Origin of the sequence: Intestinirhabdus alba (assembly GCF_009711095.1) — a bacterium.
In the GTDB taxonomy this organism is placed as follows: domain Bacteria; phylum Pseudomonadota; class Gammaproteobacteria; order Enterobacterales; family Enterobacteriaceae; genus Intestinirhabdus; species Intestinirhabdus alba.
The window spans coordinates 45,365-59,241 of record NZ_WMJZ01000018.1; the positions used below are offsets into that span (position 1 = coordinate 45,365).

13 protein-coding genes are annotated in these 13,877 nt (G+C 62.9%); 9 read left to right on the forward strand and 4 right to left on the reverse strand.

The features are described from left to right. Positions 1 to 2: 2 nt before the first annotated feature. The 6 genes from GJV78_RS13645 to hycI all read left to right on the forward strand — a co-directional run bounded on the left by GJV78_RS13645 (position 3) and on the right by hycI (position 5,262). A complete protein-coding gene (locus tag GJV78_RS13645; RefSeq protein ID WP_155108886.1) occupies positions 3 to 926 on the forward strand; it encodes a respiratory chain complex I subunit 1 family protein in 924 nt (307 codons plus the stop codon). 17 nt (positions 927 to 943) lie between these two features. Beyond that, positions 944 to 2,653, forward strand: a complete 1,710-nt coding sequence (hycE, locus tag GJV78_RS13650; protein WP_155108887.1) for a formate hydrogenlyase subunit HycE — start codon at positions 944 to 946, stop codon at positions 2,651 to 2,653. 100 nt (positions 2,654 to 2,753) lie between these two features. Further along, positions 2,754 to 3,296 carry a formate hydrogenlyase complex iron-sulfur subunit gene (locus GJV78_RS13655; protein WP_155108888.1) on the forward strand — a complete coding sequence of 181 codons (543 nt, stop codon included), beginning with the start codon at positions 2,754 to 2,756 and terminating at the stop codon, positions 3,294 to 3,296. Next, positions 3,296 to 4,063, forward strand: a complete 768-nt coding sequence (gene hycG / locus GJV78_RS13660; protein WP_155108889.1) for a formate hydrogenlyase subunit HycG — start codon at positions 3,296 to 3,298, stop codon at positions 4,061 to 4,063. Before GJV78_RS13655 ends, hycG begins: the two co-directional genes overlap by 1 nt. After that, the gene (locus GJV78_RS13665; protein WP_155108890.1) at positions 4,060 to 4,470 is read left to right on the forward strand and encodes a formate hydrogenlyase maturation HycH family protein; all 411 of its coding nucleotides are present in this window, start codon (positions 4,060 to 4,062) and stop codon (positions 4,468 to 4,470) included. Before hycG ends, GJV78_RS13665 begins: the two co-directional genes overlap by 4 nt. A gap of 321 nt (positions 4,471 to 4,791) precedes the next feature. Beyond that, positions 4,792 to 5,262: a hydrogenase maturation peptidase HycI gene (hycI, locus tag GJV78_RS13670; protein WP_167519573.1), complete on the forward strand. Its 471-nt coding sequence runs from the start codon at positions 4,792 to 4,794 to the stop codon at positions 5,260 to 5,262. Between the two features lie 99 nt (positions 5,263 to 5,361). Here hycI and GJV78_RS13675 read toward each other — a convergent pair whose 3' ends face one another. Next, on the reverse strand, positions 5,362 to 5,676 hold the full coding sequence (locus tag GJV78_RS13675; protein WP_155108891.1) for a SymE family type I addiction module toxin: 315 nt from the start codon (positions 5,674 to 5,676) through the stop codon (positions 5,362 to 5,364). A gap of 170 nt (positions 5,677 to 5,846) precedes the next feature. Beyond that, on the reverse strand, positions 5,847 to 6,050 hold the full coding sequence (locus GJV78_RS13680; RefSeq protein ID WP_155108892.1) for a hypothetical protein: 204 nt from the start codon (positions 6,048 to 6,050) through the stop codon (positions 5,847 to 5,849). Between the two features lie 136 nt (positions 6,051 to 6,186). Here GJV78_RS13680 and hydN point away from each other — a divergent pair, with 136 nt between their 5' ends. Both hydN and hypF read left to right on the forward strand, forming a co-directional pair. Then, entirely contained in the window at positions 6,187 to 6,732 is a 546-nt protein-coding gene (hydN, locus tag GJV78_RS13685) for an electron transport protein HydN (RefSeq protein ID WP_155108893.1), read from the forward strand. A gap of 192 nt (positions 6,733 to 6,924) precedes the next feature. Further along, positions 6,925 to 9,165: a carbamoyltransferase HypF gene (gene hypF / locus GJV78_RS13690; RefSeq protein ID WP_155108894.1), complete on the forward strand. Its 2,241-nt coding sequence runs from the start codon at positions 6,925 to 6,927 to the stop codon at positions 9,163 to 9,165. Between the two features lie 101 nt (positions 9,166 to 9,266). Here hypF and norW read toward each other — a convergent pair whose 3' ends face one another. Then, positions 9,267 to 10,400, reverse strand: a complete 1,134-nt coding sequence (gene norW / locus GJV78_RS13695) for an NADH:flavorubredoxin reductase NorW (RefSeq protein WP_155108895.1) — start codon at positions 10,398 to 10,400, stop codon at positions 9,267 to 9,269. Beyond that, positions 10,397 to 11,848, reverse strand: a complete 1,452-nt coding sequence (gene norV, locus GJV78_RS13700) for an anaerobic nitric oxide reductase flavorubredoxin (protein WP_155108896.1) — start codon at positions 11,846 to 11,848, stop codon at positions 10,397 to 10,399. Before norV ends, norW begins: the two co-directional genes overlap by 4 nt. 187 nt (positions 11,849 to 12,035) lie before the next feature. Here norV and norR point away from each other — a divergent pair, with 187 nt between their 5' ends. After that, complete coding sequence (gene norR / locus GJV78_RS13705) at positions 12,036 to 13,565, forward strand: nitric oxide reductase transcriptional regulator NorR (protein ID WP_155108897.1); 1,530 nt, start codon at positions 12,036 to 12,038, stop codon at positions 13,563 to 13,565. The last annotated feature ends 312 nt before the right edge of the window (positions 13,566 to 13,877 follow it).

The window sequence follows — 13,877 nt, forward strand, 5'->3', positions numbered from 1 at the left end:
GAATGAACGTTTTATATCCGATAATTCAGGCGCTGGTGCTGTTCGCCGCCGCGCCGCTGCTGTCCGGCATTACCCGCGTGGCACGCGCCCGTCTGCATAACCGTCGCGGGCCGGGCGTTCTGCAGGAGTACCGCGATCTGATCAAACTGCTGGGCCGCCAGAGCGTGGCTCCCGCCGCCGCCGGCTGGGTGTTCCGCCTGACGCCGTTTGTGATGGTCGGCGTGATGTTGACCATCGCCACCGCGCTGCCGGTGGTGACCGTCGGCTCGCCGCTGCCGCAGCTGGGCGATCTGATCACCCTGATCTACCTCTTCGCCATCGCTCGCTTCTTCTTCTCCATCGCGGGTCTGGACACCGGCAGCCCGTTCACCGCCCTTGGTGCCAGCCGTGAGGCGATGCTCGGCGTGCTGGTGGAGCCGATTCTGCTGCTCGGCCTGTGGGTTGCGGCGCAGGTGGCCGGTTCCACCCACATCAGCAATATCACCGACGCCATCTATCACTGGCCCGTCGCCCGCAGCATTCCGCTGATCCTCGCGCTGTGCGCCTGCGCCTTCGCCACCTTTATCGAAATGGGCAAGCTGCCGTTCGACCTGGCGGAAGCGGAGCAGGAGCTGCAGGAAGGGCCGCTCAGCGAATACAGCGGCAGCGGCTTTGCGGTGATGAAGTGGGGCATCAGCCTGAAACAGCTGGTAGTCCTGCAGATGTTTGTCGGCGTTTTCCTGCCGTGGGGGCAGATGGAAGTCTTCAGCGCCGGTGGGCTGCTGCTGGCGCTGATTGTCGCCATCGTTAAGCTGGTGCTGGGCGTGCTGATTATCGCCCTGTTCGAAAACAGCATGGCGCGCCTGCGTTTCTGCGCCACCTCACGTGTAACCTGGGCCGGATTCGGGTTTGCATTTTTAGCCTTCGTCTCCTTGCTGGTGGCGTGATTTAAGAGAGTTTAGATATGAACGAAGAAAAACCAGGTCAACACTACCTCGCGGCGCTGCACCAGGCCTTTCCTGGCGTGGTGCTGGACGAAGCCTGGCAGACCAGAGATCAGCTGACCATCACCGTGAAGGTGAACTACCTGCCGGAAGTGGTTGAGTTTCTCTATTACAAACAGGGCGGCTGGCTGTCGGTGCTGTTTGGCAACGATGAGCGCCAGCTGTGCGGCCACTACGCGGTCTACTATGTGCTGTCGATGGAGCAGGGTACGAAGTGCTGGATCACGGTGCGCGTCGAGGTTGACGCCAACAAGCCGGAATTTCCGTCGGTGACGCCGCGCGTACCCGCCGCCGTGTGGGGCGAGCGCGAGGTGCGCGACATGTACGGCCTGGTGCCGGTGGGCCTGCCGGACGAACGTCGCCTGGTGCTGCCGGACGACTGGCCGGACGAGCTGTATCCGCTGCGTAAAGACAGCATGGACTACCGCCAGCGTCCGGCACCGACCACCGACGCCGAAACCTACGAGTTCATTAACGAGCTGGGCGACAAGAAAAACAACGTGGTGCCGATCGGCCCGCTGCACGTAACCTCCGACGAGCCGGGCCACTTCCGCCTGTTCGTCGACGGCGAAAACATTATCGACGCCGACTACCGCCTGTTCTACGTCCATCGCGGCATGGAGAAGCTGGCGGAGACCCGCATGGGCTATAACGAAGTCACCTTCCTGTCGGACCGGGTGTGCGGCATCTGCGGTTTTGCCCACAGCACCGCCTACACCACCTCCGTTGAGAACGCGATGGGCATCGTGGTGCCGGAGCGCGCGCAGATGATCCGCGCCATTCTGCTGGAGGTGGAGCGCCTGCACTCGCACCTGCTGAACCTCGGCCTGGCCTGCCACTTCACCGGCTTCGACAGCGGCTTTATGCAGTTCTTCCGCATCCGCGAAGCCTCCATGAAGATGGCGGAGATCCTCACCGGGGCGCGTAAAACCTACGGTCTGAACCTGATCGGCGGGATCCGTCGCGATATGCTGAAGGACGACATGATCCAGACCCGGCAGCTGGCGCAGCAGATGCGCCGCGACGTGCAGGAACTGGTGGACGTGCTGCTCAGCACGCCGAACATGGAGCAGCGTACCGTCGGCATCGGCCGTCTGGACCCGGAAATTGCCCGCGACTTCAGCAACGTCGGCCCGATGGTGCGCGCCAGCGGCCATGCCCGCGATACCCGCGCCGATCATCCGTTTGTGGGCTACGGCCTGCTGCCGATGGAAGTGCACAGCGAGCAGGGCTGCGACGTGATCTCCCGCCTGAAGGTGCGCATCAACGAGGTTTATACCGCGCTGAACATGATCGACTTCGGGCTGGACAACCTGCCGGGCGGCCCGCTGATGGTGGAAGGTTTTACCTATATTCCGCACCGCTTTGCGCTGGGCTTTGCCGAAGCGCCGCGCGGCGACGATATCCACTGGAGCATGACCGGCGACAACCAGAAGCTCTACCGCTGGCGCTGCCGGGCGGCGACCTACGCCAACTGGCCGACCCTGCGCTACATGCTGCGCGGCAACACCGTTTCCGATGCGCCGCTGATTATCGGTAGCCTCGATCCCTGCTACTCCTGCACCGACCGCATGACCGTAGTCGACGTGCGCAAGAAGAAGAGCAAGGTCGTACCGTACAAAGAGCTTGAGCGCTACAGCATTGAGCGTAAAAACTCGCCGCTGAAATAATCAGGGCGCTGCGTGGGGGAGATTCGCTTCCCCCTAACCCTCTCCCTCCGGGAGGGGGCCGGGGTGAGGGTAAAAGCCCGCACGCAAACCAGGAGCAACTATGTTTACCTTTATCAAAAAAGTCATCAAAACCGGCGCGCCGACCTCCTCTTATCCGCTGGAGCCGATTGCGGTTGATAAAAACCTGCGCGGCAAGCCGGAGCATAATCCGCAGCAGTGCATCGGCTGCGCGGCCTGCGTCAACGCCTGCCCGTCGAACGCGCTGTCGGTGGAAACCGATCTGACCACCAACGCGCTGGCGTGGCAGTTCAACCTCGGCCGCTGCATTTTCTGCGGCCGCTGCGAAGAGGTCTGCCCGACCGCGGCCATTAAGCTGTCGCAGGAGTATGAGCTGGCGGTGTGGAAAAAAGAGGATTTTCTTCAGCAGTCCCGTTTTGCCCTGTGCAACTGTCGCGTCTGCAGCCGCCCCTTCGCCGTGCAGAAAGAGATCGACTACGCCATTGCGCTGCTCAGGCACAACGGCGATAGCCGCGCGGAGCATCACCGCGAAAGCTTTGAGACCTGCCCGGACTGTAAGCGCCAGAAGTGCCTGGTGTCGTCCGACCGTATTAAACTGACTCGCCATATGAAAGAGGCCAGCTGATGAGCAATTTATTAGGCCCGCGCGACGCCAACGGCATTCCGGTGCCGATGACTGTCGATGAATCCATCGCCAGCATGAAGGCGTCGCTGCTGAAGAAAATTAAGCGTTCGGCCTACGTCTACCGCGTGGACTGCGGCGGCTGCAACGGCTGCGAAATTGAAATTTTCGCCACCCTGTCCCCGCTGTTTGACGCCGAGCGTTTCGGCATCAAGGTGGTGCCTTCGCCGCGCCATGCCGATATTTTGCTGTTTACCGGCGCGGTAACCCGCGCCATGCGCTCGCCGGCGCTGCGGGCCTGGCAGTCGGCTCCGGACCCGAAAATCTGTATCTCCTACGGTGCCTGCGGCAACAGCGGCGGCATCTTCCATGACCTTTATTGCGTCTGGGGCGGCACCGATAAGATCGTGCCGGTGGATGTCTATATTCCCGGCTGCCCGCCCTCTCCGGCGGCAACGCTGTACGGTTTCGCAATGGCGCTGGGCCTGCTGGAGCAGAAAATCCACGCTCGCGCTCCCGGCGAGCAGGATGAACAGGCGGCGGCGCTGCTCCATCCGGACATGGTGCAGCCGCTGCGCGTGAAGGTGGATCGCGAAGCGCGTCGCCTGGCGGGCTACCGCTATGGCCGACAGATCGCCGACGACTATATGAACAAGCTGGGCAAGGGCGAAGAGCAGGTGGCGCGCTGGCTGGAGGCGGAAAACGATCCGCGTCTGAGCGAAATCGTCACCCATCTTAACCACGTTGTTGAAGGAGCGCGTATCCGATGAGTGAAACGGTGGTGTTCAGTCAACTGAGCCGTAAATTTATTGATGAGAACGATGCGACGCCCGCCGAGGCGCAGCAGGTTGTCTATTACAGCCTGGCGATTGGTCACCACCTCGGGGTCATCGACTGTCTGGAAGCGGCGTTAACCTGCCCGTGGGAGGCCTATCTGGCGTGGATCGCCACCCTTGAAGCGGGCAGCGAGGCGCGGCGTAAAATGGAGGGCGTGCCGAAGTACGGTGAGATCGTCATCGACAGCAACCACGTGGCGATGCTTGCCAACGCCTTCGACAAAGCGCAGGCCCGGCAGACCGCGCAGCAGCAGGCGTGGAGCAAAACCCTGCTCAGTATGCTGCATGATATTCACCAGGAAAACGCTATCTACCTGATGGTCAGACGCCATCGCGACTGACGGGCGTCCCGCCTCTGAAGACGCCGGGGAGCCGGGCAGGCAGGGGCGGAGCGCCGATGAGCCTGGAAAAAGGTGTCGCTATAGCGGCAGGGCGGAAAAAGGGGCACTATGCGCTTCGGATTCCGGCGACCACCGGCGATAGCGAGCGCCGTCGGAGGGGCGGCAGCCCGGCGAGCCTGTGGGCGAGCCGACGCCGCAGCCCAACATCGGGGAGGCCGCCGGGTGGCGCAGGCCAGCGGCCGCTTCCGCCTTTCTTTTTCGCTCTGCGTAAGGCTGGGCGATAATCCATTAACCAACCGAATTAAGCCGTGGAGAAACAGCGTGACTGACGTTTTATTGTGTGTGGGCAACAGCATGATGGGAGATGACGGCGCAGGCCCGCTGCTGGCAGAGAAGTGCGCCGCGCAGCCGAAGGGCGACTGGGTGGTCATCGACGGCGGCAGCGCGCCGGAAAACGACATCGTGGCGATCCGCGAGCTGCGCCCGTCGCGGCTGCTGATCGTCGACGCCACCGACATGGGGCTGAACCCCGGCGAGATCCGTATTATCGATCCCGACGACATCGCCGAAATGTTTATGATGACCACGCATAATATGCCGCTGAACTACCTGATCGATCAGCTGAAGGATGACGTCAGCGAGGTGATTTTCCTCGGCATCCAGCCGGATATCGTCGGCTTTTATTACCCGATGACCCAGGCGGTTAAGGACGCGGTGGACGTCGTCTGGCAGCGCCTTGAGGGCTGGCAGGGGCACGGCGGATTTGCCGAACTGGAGGCCCCGGAAGCGTAACGACCCGCTCCCGGGAGCCGCCGCCCGCTCTCCGGGCCAGACGCCGGAGCTGCCGTTGCCTCCCGCCCTTCTGGCCAGACGCCGGAGCGGGCGGCGCGCCTACGTCGGGCCGCTCCCTTCGTCATGCCCCGGCTGCTCCCCGGCATACGCGCCCCCCTGCGGCGCAAAAGGCGGCTGCGCGTTCGCCTGCTCAATGATTAACCTCCCTCGCGTTACCCACACCCTGACGACCGTTCCGGTCGGAAAGCCCGCCTGCTCCAGCCAGTCGCCGTTCATGGTTAACGAGGCGTGGCGGCTGTAGCGCAGGGTGCGCCCGGTCTTGCGATCCTCATGGCGCTTTCTGACGTAGCTGACCGTCAGATGGCGAAAAGGCTTCGCGATGGTGGGTTGTGTTTTAGCGGATTCATGAGACATAGGCCCATCCTTGTTGCGGCAGAAGAGAGAAGTTACTGTATAAAATGCCAGTAATGGCGGCGCGTCGCAAACCTGAAAATGGAATCAGGATCGAGAAAAAAGGATGTAATAAATGAAACGTGCGCGCTCCATCGGCGGAGGGCAAAAGCCGTCCGCACCGTCCGGCCGCGCTACGCCAGCGCCCTGCCGTTGCTGGCCCGGCTGGCGGCTTTGCTGATGCAAGAGAGCGCCAGACACAATGTCCGCTCTCCGGCGTGAATACCTGGCTGCGCGGTAATTTGCCAGACCGCCGATCCGACGGCGACAGGTTCCCCCTGCTGAAGGCCTTTTATCGGGAACTGAGCCGCTGCCCGCCCCCGTCCGGACGCTGACATCCGTCATCGTCACTCGTGACGATGACACCCGTCAGAGGGTATCTGTGTTAGTAAAAATCATTTAATTACAATAGCTTAATAATTGGCACGATTCGTGAATGATACGGGGCATTATCTGTTACTGCTGGAGAAATTGATGAACCGTTTCATCATTGCGGACGCAAGCAAATGCATCGGCTGCCGTACCTGTGAAGTTGCCTGCGTGGTATCCCATGAAGAGAACCAAGACTGCGCGTCGCTGACGCCGGATACTTTTTTACCCCGGATTCACGTTATCAAAGGCGTGGATATCTCCACCGCGACGCTGTGCCGTCAGTGCGAAGACGCGCCGTGCGCCAACGTCTGCCCGAACGGTGCCATTAGCCGGGATAAAGGATTTATCCACGTCATGCAGGAGCGCTGCATCGGCTGTAAAACCTGCGTCGTGGCGTGCCCTTACGGCGCGATGGAGGTAGTGGTACGCCCGGTTATCCGCAACAGCGGCGCGGGCCTGAACGTACGGGCGGAGAAAGCCGAAGCCAACAAGTGCGACCTGTGCCACCACCGGGAAGCCGGCCCGGCCTGTATGCAGGCCTGCCCGACCCACGCGCTGATCTGCGTCGACCGCAACAAGCTGGAACAGCTGAGCGCGGAAAAACGCCGTCGTGCGGCGATGGATTCTACCGCCGCGCTGCTTTTCTGAAATCCGGAAAATCTTTCCGGAACCGTTCTGGCATCAAAGGAATCCCCTGAGACGGGCGTAAAATACGCTTAATCAGGAGAAGAGTGCGCCGGATGACGGCGTTGCCTTAACCCGGCCCGCGACGCGCGCGTCGGGCCGTTTCGTGCAGCGTCGTCGGCTCCTGAGAGTCCGGCCCTAAGCGAGAACAATTTCATGGCAACAAGCAACCACTCCGGCGTGCAGCTGCGCATTCGCGGCAAGGTGCAGGGCGTCGGCTTTCGTCCTTTTGTCTGGCAGCAGGCGCAGCGGCTTGCGCTGCATGGCGACGTCTGTAACGACGGCGACGGGGTGGTCGTCCGGCTGCTGGAGGAGCCGTCGGCGTTTATTGCCAGCCTGCACGCCCACTGCCCGCCGCTGGCGCGCATCGACAGCGTGGAGCGCGAAGACTTTATCTGGGATCGGCCGCCCGCTGATTTCACCATTCGCCAGAGCGGGGGCGGGGCGATGAACACGCAAATCGTCCCCGACGCCGCCACCTGTCCCGCCTGCCTGGCGGAGATGAACGCGCCCGGCGAGCGGCGCTATCGCTACCCCTTTATTAACTGCACCCACTGCGGCCCGCGTTTTACTATTATCCGCGCCATGCCCTACGATCGCCCGTTCACCGTGATGGCGTCGTTCCCCCTCTGCGCCCGGTGCAACGCGGAATACCGCGATCCGTACGATCGGCGCTTTCACGCCCAGCCGGTGGCCTGCCCGGCCTGCGGGCCGCACCTTGAGTGGCGGAGCGCCGACGCGCGGGCGGAGAAGGAGGCGGCGCTGCAGGCGGCGGTTACGCTGCTGAAGGCGGGGGGGATCGTGGCGATTAAGGGCATCGGCGGATTTCATCTGGCCTGCGACGCGCAAAGCGACGAGGCGGTGGCGCGGCTGCGGGCGCGGAAGTACCGCCCGGCGAAACCGCTGGCGGTGATGCTGCCGACGGCGGCGGGCCTGCCGGAGGCCGCGCGCCGTCTGCTGACCACTCCCGCCGCGCCGATCGTGCTGGTGGATAAAGCGCGCGTTGCGTCGCTGTGCGCCGGGATCGCGCCGGGGCTGGCGGAAGTCGGCGTGATGCTGCCCGCCAATCCGCTCCAGCATCTGCTGATGCAGGAGATGGGCAGACCGCTGGTGATGACCTCCGGCAACCTTAGCGGCAGGCCGCCCGCCCTGACCAACCGGCGGGCGCTGGCGGATCTGCAGGAGATCGCCGACGGCTTTCTGCTGCATAACCGCGATATTGTCCAGCGGATGGACGACTCGGTGGTGCGCGACAGCGGCGAGATGCTGCGCCGCTCAAGGGGCTACGTGCCGGACGCCCTGGCGCTGCCGCCGGGGTTCCATGATCTGCCGCCGATCCTCTGCCTGGGGGCCGATCTGAAAAACACCTTTGCCCTTGTGCGCGGCGGGCAGGCGGTGGTGGGGCAGCATCTGGGGGATCTCAGCGACGACGGGGTGCAGGCCCAGTGGCAGGAGGCGCTGCGCCTGATCCAGAACGTCTATGACTTTACGCCGCAGCGCGTCGCCTGCGACGCCCATCCGGGCTACGTCTCCAGCCGCTGGGCCGGGGGCATGGCGCTGCCAACTGAAACCGTCCTGCATCACCACGCTCACGCCGCCGCGTGTCTGGCCGAGCACGGCTGGCCCCTTGAAGGCGGGGATGTTATCGCCCTGACCCTTGACGGCATCGGCATGGGGGCGGACGGGGCGCTGTGGGGCGGCGAGTGCCTGCGGGTGAACTACCGGGAGTGTGAGCATCTGGGCGGTCTGCCGCCGGTGGCGCTGCCGGGCGGGGATCTGGCGGCGAAGCAGCCCTGGCGCAATCTGCTGGCCCAGTGCCTGCGCTTTGTTCCCGACTGGCAGACGCGCCCGGAAACGGCGGCCCTGCGGCGGCAAAACTGGCCGGTTCTCGACCGCGCCATCGCGCGGGGGATCAACGCCCCGCTGGCCTCCTCGTGCGGGCGTCTGTTTGACGCCGTCGCGGCGGCGCTGGGCTGCGCCCCGGAAGCGCTCAGCTATGAAGGCGAGGCCGCCTGCGCGCTGGAGGCGCTGGCGTCAGGCTGCGAGGGGGTCGACCATCCGGTGACGCTGCCGCCAGCCGGGCGACAGCTGGATCTGGCGACCTTCTGGCGGCAGTGGCTGGCGTGGCCGGGGAGCGACGCCCAGCGTGCGTGGGCCTTTCATGACGCGCTGGCCTGCGGATTCGCCGCGCTGATGCGCGCGCAGGCTGCCCCGCGCGGGATTACCACCCTGGCGTTTGGCGGTGGCGTGATGCATAACCGTCTGCTGCGGGCGCGTCTGGCTTTTTATCTGGCGGATTTTACCCTGCTGTTTCCACAGCAGCTTCCGGCGGGAGACGGCGGGGTGTCGTTGGGGCAGGGGGCGATTGCGGGGGCGCGCTGGCTGGCCCGGAGATAAAAAAAAGCCCCGGGACTGGCGGGGCAAAAAAAGTCGGGATAAACCGACAAGCAGCAACGCACTTCCGTGTGCGTGAGGTTAATGAAATTAGGCTGTAGGCCTCAGGCCGGCAGTGATTTCAGCAGGGCGAACGCTTCTTTCATGCGGTCTTCGCTGACGACGAAGGCGCGCAGTTGACCTTCCGCGTCCATCCCTTTGGCTACCATCCCTTCTTTTTCGGCAGCGATCTGCCAGTTCAGGTCGCGGCGCTGGGTCTCCCCGGCCAGGTGCAGCGGCAGCTCCGGCGTTTTGATTTTGACCAGCATGGCCGGCAGCTTCAGCGGGGCGTTACCGCCGAGCAGGTTCTTCGCCAGGTACATGGCGCTGAGCTGAATCGGCTGCAGGAACGGCAGAACCTGGCCGTTAATCTCCGCGCAGTCGCCGATGGCGTAGATGTCCGGATTGCTGCTTTGCAGGTAGCTGTCCACGCACACGCCGCGGTTAATGGTCAGGCCGGCGCGGCGCGCCAGGGCGGTTTCCGACCGCAGGCCGGTGGCGGCGATAACCGCATCCACCTCGACGCTGCGCTGGCGATCCAGGGTGGCGCGAATCCCGGATTCGGTCTTCTCCAGCCCCTGAAGCTGCGATTTCATCAGCAGATCGACGCCCATATCCAGCAGGCGATGCTGCAGACGGCTGCTCACCTCCGGCGGCATCAGCGAGGAGAGAATGCTGGCGGCGTTGTCGATAAGCGTGACCGCTTTGCCCGCCCGGCAGAAGTCCATCGCCAGCTCGCTGCCGATCAGACCGCCGCCGACAATCAGCACCCGCCGGGCGTTGTGCAGCTGCGTTTCACAGGCGCGGTACTCCTGCTGGCTGTTGAGGGTGAGCATTAACTCACGTCCCGGAACCGGCGGCACAAAGGCCGCTGCCCCGGTGGCCAGCACCAGCTTGTCGTACTGCCACTGCTTATCCTGGCTTTTTACCACGTGGGCCTCTGCATCGATGGCGGTGATCCAGGTCTGCGGGAACAGGCGCAGGTTGAACTGTTCGGCGAACTCCCCCGCCGACTGGCGGGTGAGGTCGTCGGCGCGCTGGGCCTGGCTGATAACGTGGCTGAGATCGGGCTTGTTGTACTCGTCCATACTGTCAGCGGCAATCAGGGTCAGCGGAAGGTTCGCATCCTGTTTACGAATATTTTTCACCAGCTGGCGGGCGGCGAAGCCCGAGCCAATAATGACGATACCCCGGCTCATTTTGCCTCCGATGCCAGTACGTCGAATACATCTTTACCCAGCGAGCATTCAGGGCACAGGAAGTTATCCGGCACTTCGCTCCACGGCGTACCCGGAGCCACTTCCTGCAGCGGTTCGCCTTTGGCCGGATCGTAGATCCACTGGCAAACGCTGCACTGCATGCAGGGGCCGAGGTCGGCGGTCTCTTCTGCGGCGCTGGCGGCGGCGTCAGCCTGGGCTGCCGGCGCTTTTACGCGGGTTTCCGGCAGCGGAGCGAGCGCCCACTGACGCGCAATTTCGCGACCGTGCTGGCGGCACAGCTCCAGCGCATCCAGATCCGGACGCCATTTGGCCTTCAGGCTCAGGGACATTTCAAACCCGGCGTCCTGCAGGCGGGTAGACAGACGATCTACCGCACCGCCGCTCCAGCCGTGGGAGCCGAAGGCGCTGGCGCGTTTGTTGCGGAAGCGCAGGCCGGTCATCTCTTCCACCAGGCCGGCAATTTTCGGCATCATCACGTTGTTCATGGTAGAGGTGCCCACCAGCACGCCTTTAGAGCGGAACACGTTGGTCAGAATTTCGTTTTTATCGCTGCGGGCGACGTTAAAGATCTTCACCGCCACGTTCGGGTCAACTTCGTTGATGCCCTGGGCGATGGCGTCGGCCATCATGCGGGTGTTGTTGGACATGGTGTCGTAGAAGATAGTGATGCGGTCTTCCTGATAGTCCGCCGCCCATTTCAGGTACAGCTCCACGATCTGGGTCGGGTTTTCACGCCATACCACGCCGTGGGAGGTGGCGATCATATCCACCGGCAGGTTGAAGCCGAGGATTTCAGTGATTTTCGGCGTGACCAGGCGGCTGAACGGCGTCAGGATGTTGGCGTAGTAGCGCTGGCACTGTTCGAACAGCTCGGTCTGATCCACTTCGTCATTGAACAGGCGTTCGTCGCAGTAGTGCTGGCCGAAGGCGTCGTTGCTGAACAGCACCGCGTCGCCGGTCATGTAGGTCATCATGCTGTCCGGCCAGTGCAGCATCGGGGTTTCCACGAAGATCAGCTGTTTGCCGTTGCCGATATCCAGCGAGTCGCCGGTCTTCACCACGTTGAAGTTCCATTCCGGATGATGGTGATGGCCGGTAATAGAATCGATGGCGTTGGCGGTGCAGTAGATCGGCGTACCCGGAATGTGCGACATCAGCTCGGTCAGCGCGCCGGCGTGGTCTTCTTCCGCGTGGTTGATGATGATGTAATCGATATCGTTCAGGTCGATTTCGCCGCGCAGGTTCTGTACGAACTCCCGGCTGAATTTATGATCGACGGTATCGATCAGGACATTTTTACCTTCACGGATGAGGTAGCTGTTATAGCTGCTGCCGCGCAGCGTTTTGTATTCGGTGCCGTGGAAGTCACGGACTTCCCAGTCACGTTGGCCAACCCAATGAATATTATTTTTAACCAGAATAGACATAGCAACCTCAATTATTCAGCGTTTTACTAAAAAAGATGTCTTGCTTATTGCAGGTCGCGTGCCAACTTTTTATCTCATTGATTTTAAAAAATATAACAAATGTGGCGCACAGAATGATTGTCGAAAAGACTATCCTTTATGTAGTCAATATGACACTATCCACAGTCATAATGACGATGAGGTGACTATGAGCTTTTCAGTAGAGGTACTGGCGGGCATCGCCATCGAGCTACAGCGCGGCGTCGGCCATCAGGATCGCTTTCAGCGGCTGATCAGCACCCTGCGCCAGGTGCTGGAGTGCGACGCCTCGGCGCTGCTGCGCTATGAGGCGCGGCAGTTTATTCCGCTGGCTATCGACGGTCTCGCCCGCGACGTGCTCGGCAGGCGCTTTACCCTGGAAGGGCATCCCCGGCTGGAGGCTATCGCCCGCGCCGGCGACGTGGTGCGCTTTCCGGCCGACAGCGATCTGCCGGACCCGTATGACGGCCTGATCCCGGGGCAGGAGAGCCTGAAGGTGCACGCCTGCATCGGCCTGCCGCTGTTCGCCGGACAGAGCCTGATCGGCGCGCTGACCCTTGACGGCATGGAGCCGGACCAGTTCGACGTGTTCAGCAATGAGGAGCTGCGGCTGATCGCCGCGCTGGCGGCGGGGGCGCTGAGCAACGCCCTGCTGATTGAAAAACTGGAGAGCCAGAATATGCTGCCGGGCGCGCCGGCGACCGATTTCGGGCAGGTGAAAGAGACGCAGATGATCGGTCTCTCTCCCGGTATGCAGCAGCTGAAAAAAGAGATCGAGATCGTGGCCGCCTCCGATCTCAACGTGCTGATTAGCGGCGAAACCGGCACCGGCAAGGAGCTGGTGGCGAAGGCGATTCACGAAGGTTCGCCGAGAGCGGTCAACCCGCTGGTCTATCTTAACTGCGCCGCGCTGCCGGAAAGCGTGGCGGAGAGCGAGCTGTTTGGCCACGTGAAGGGGGCGTTTACCGGGGCCATCAGCAACCGCAGCGGCAAATTTGAGATGGCCGACAACGGCACGCTGTTTCTTGATGAAATCGGCGAGCTGTCGCTGGCGCTGCAGGCCAAGCTGCTGCGCGTGCTGCAGTACGGGGATCTGCAGCGCGTCGGCGATGACCGCAGCCTGCGGGTTGACGTCCGGGTGCTGGCGGCCACCAACCGCGATCTGCGCGAAGAGGTGCTGGCCGGGCGGTTTCGCGCCGACCTGTTTCACCGCCTGAGCGTGTTCCCGCTGTCGGTGCCGCCGCTGCGCGAGCGCGGCGAGGACGTGGTGCTGCTGGCGGGCTACTTCTGCGAGCAGTGCCGCCTGCGGCTGGGGCTGGCGCGGGTGGTGCTGAGTCCGGGGGCGCGCAGCCATCTGCTGAGCTACGGCTGGCCGGGCAACGTGCGCGAGCTGGAGCATTCGATCCACCGCGCGGTGGTGTTAGCGCGGGCCACCCGGGCGGGCGATGAGGTGGTGCTGGAGACCCGCCACTTCGCCCTGCACGACGAACCGCACCCGCCGCAGCCGGAAGCCGCGGCGGTGACGCAGCCGGTCTGCCAGAACCTGCGCGAGGCGACGGAGACCTTCCAGCGGGAGGCGATCCGCCGGGCGCTGGAGCAAAATAACCATAACTGGGCCGCCAGCGCGAGGGCGCTGACCATGGATGTTGCCAACCTGCACCGCCTGGCGAAGCGGCTGGGGCTGAAGGAGACGGCCTGACAGGCAGCCTGGCCACCACCGGCGTATCAGCCGACCCCAAAGAGCGCCTGGTGGCCGCGTTCAGCCGTGCATCACTTCGTGCGCCATAGCTCCTCTCCTCATCAGCGTTAAAGCGCTTTAATTGAGGTGCTTCTGGCGAAGGTGGGGCCCTGAAAACGGGGCCGTCGTAACGCCGAATAAGGAGAGTTTCATTTGCCAGTTGAATGTGATGGGCTTTTTATCAGCGCATTAGCCCTTTGCCGGGTAACAGACGGCATACGCACTCTGAAAATTGAAAAAAGTGCTTTTTTTAAGGGCTGCGTTGTAAAAGAA

What these genes read in the sequence shown, in the direction of transcription:
- GJV78_RS13645 (WP_155108886.1), top strand. Translation starts at nt 3, where the DNA reads ATGAACGTTTTATATCCGATAATTCAGGCGCTGGTGCTGTTCGCCGCC.
- hycE (WP_155108887.1), top strand. Translation starts at nt 944, where the DNA reads ATGAACGAAGAAAAACCAGGTCAACACTACCTCGCGGCGCTGCACCAG.
- GJV78_RS13655 (WP_155108888.1), top strand. Translation starts at nt 2,754, where the DNA reads ATGTTTACCTTTATCAAAAAAGTCATCAAAACCGGCGCGCCGACCTCC.
- hycG (WP_155108889.1), top strand. Translation starts at nt 3,296, where the DNA reads ATGAGCAATTTATTAGGCCCGCGCGACGCCAACGGCATTCCGGTGCCG.
- GJV78_RS13665 (WP_155108890.1), top strand. Translation starts at nt 4,060, where the DNA reads ATGAGTGAAACGGTGGTGTTCAGTCAACTGAGCCGTAAATTTATTGAT.
- GJV78_RS13675 (WP_155108891.1), bottom strand. Translation starts at nt 5,676, where the DNA reads ATGTCTCATGAATCCGCTAAAACACAACCCACCATCGCGAAGCCTTTT.
- GJV78_RS13680 (WP_155108892.1), bottom strand. Translation starts at nt 6,050, where the DNA reads ATGTCAGCGTCCGGACGGGGGCGGGCAGCGGCTCAGTTCCCGATAAAA.
- hydN (WP_155108893.1), top strand. Translation starts at nt 6,187, where the DNA reads ATGAACCGTTTCATCATTGCGGACGCAAGCAAATGCATCGGCTGCCGT.
- hypF (WP_155108894.1), top strand. Translation starts at nt 6,925, where the DNA reads ATGGCAACAAGCAACCACTCCGGCGTGCAGCTGCGCATTCGCGGCAAG.
- norW (WP_155108895.1), bottom strand. Translation starts at nt 10,400, where the DNA reads ATGAGCCGGGGTATCGTCATTATTGGCTCGGGCTTCGCCGCCCGCCAG.
- norV (WP_155108896.1), bottom strand. Translation starts at nt 11,848, where the DNA reads ATGTCTATTCTGGTTAAAAATAATATTCATTGGGTTGGCCAACGTGAC.
- norR (WP_155108897.1), top strand. Translation starts at nt 12,036, where the DNA reads ATGAGCTTTTCAGTAGAGGTACTGGCGGGCATCGCCATCGAGCTACAG.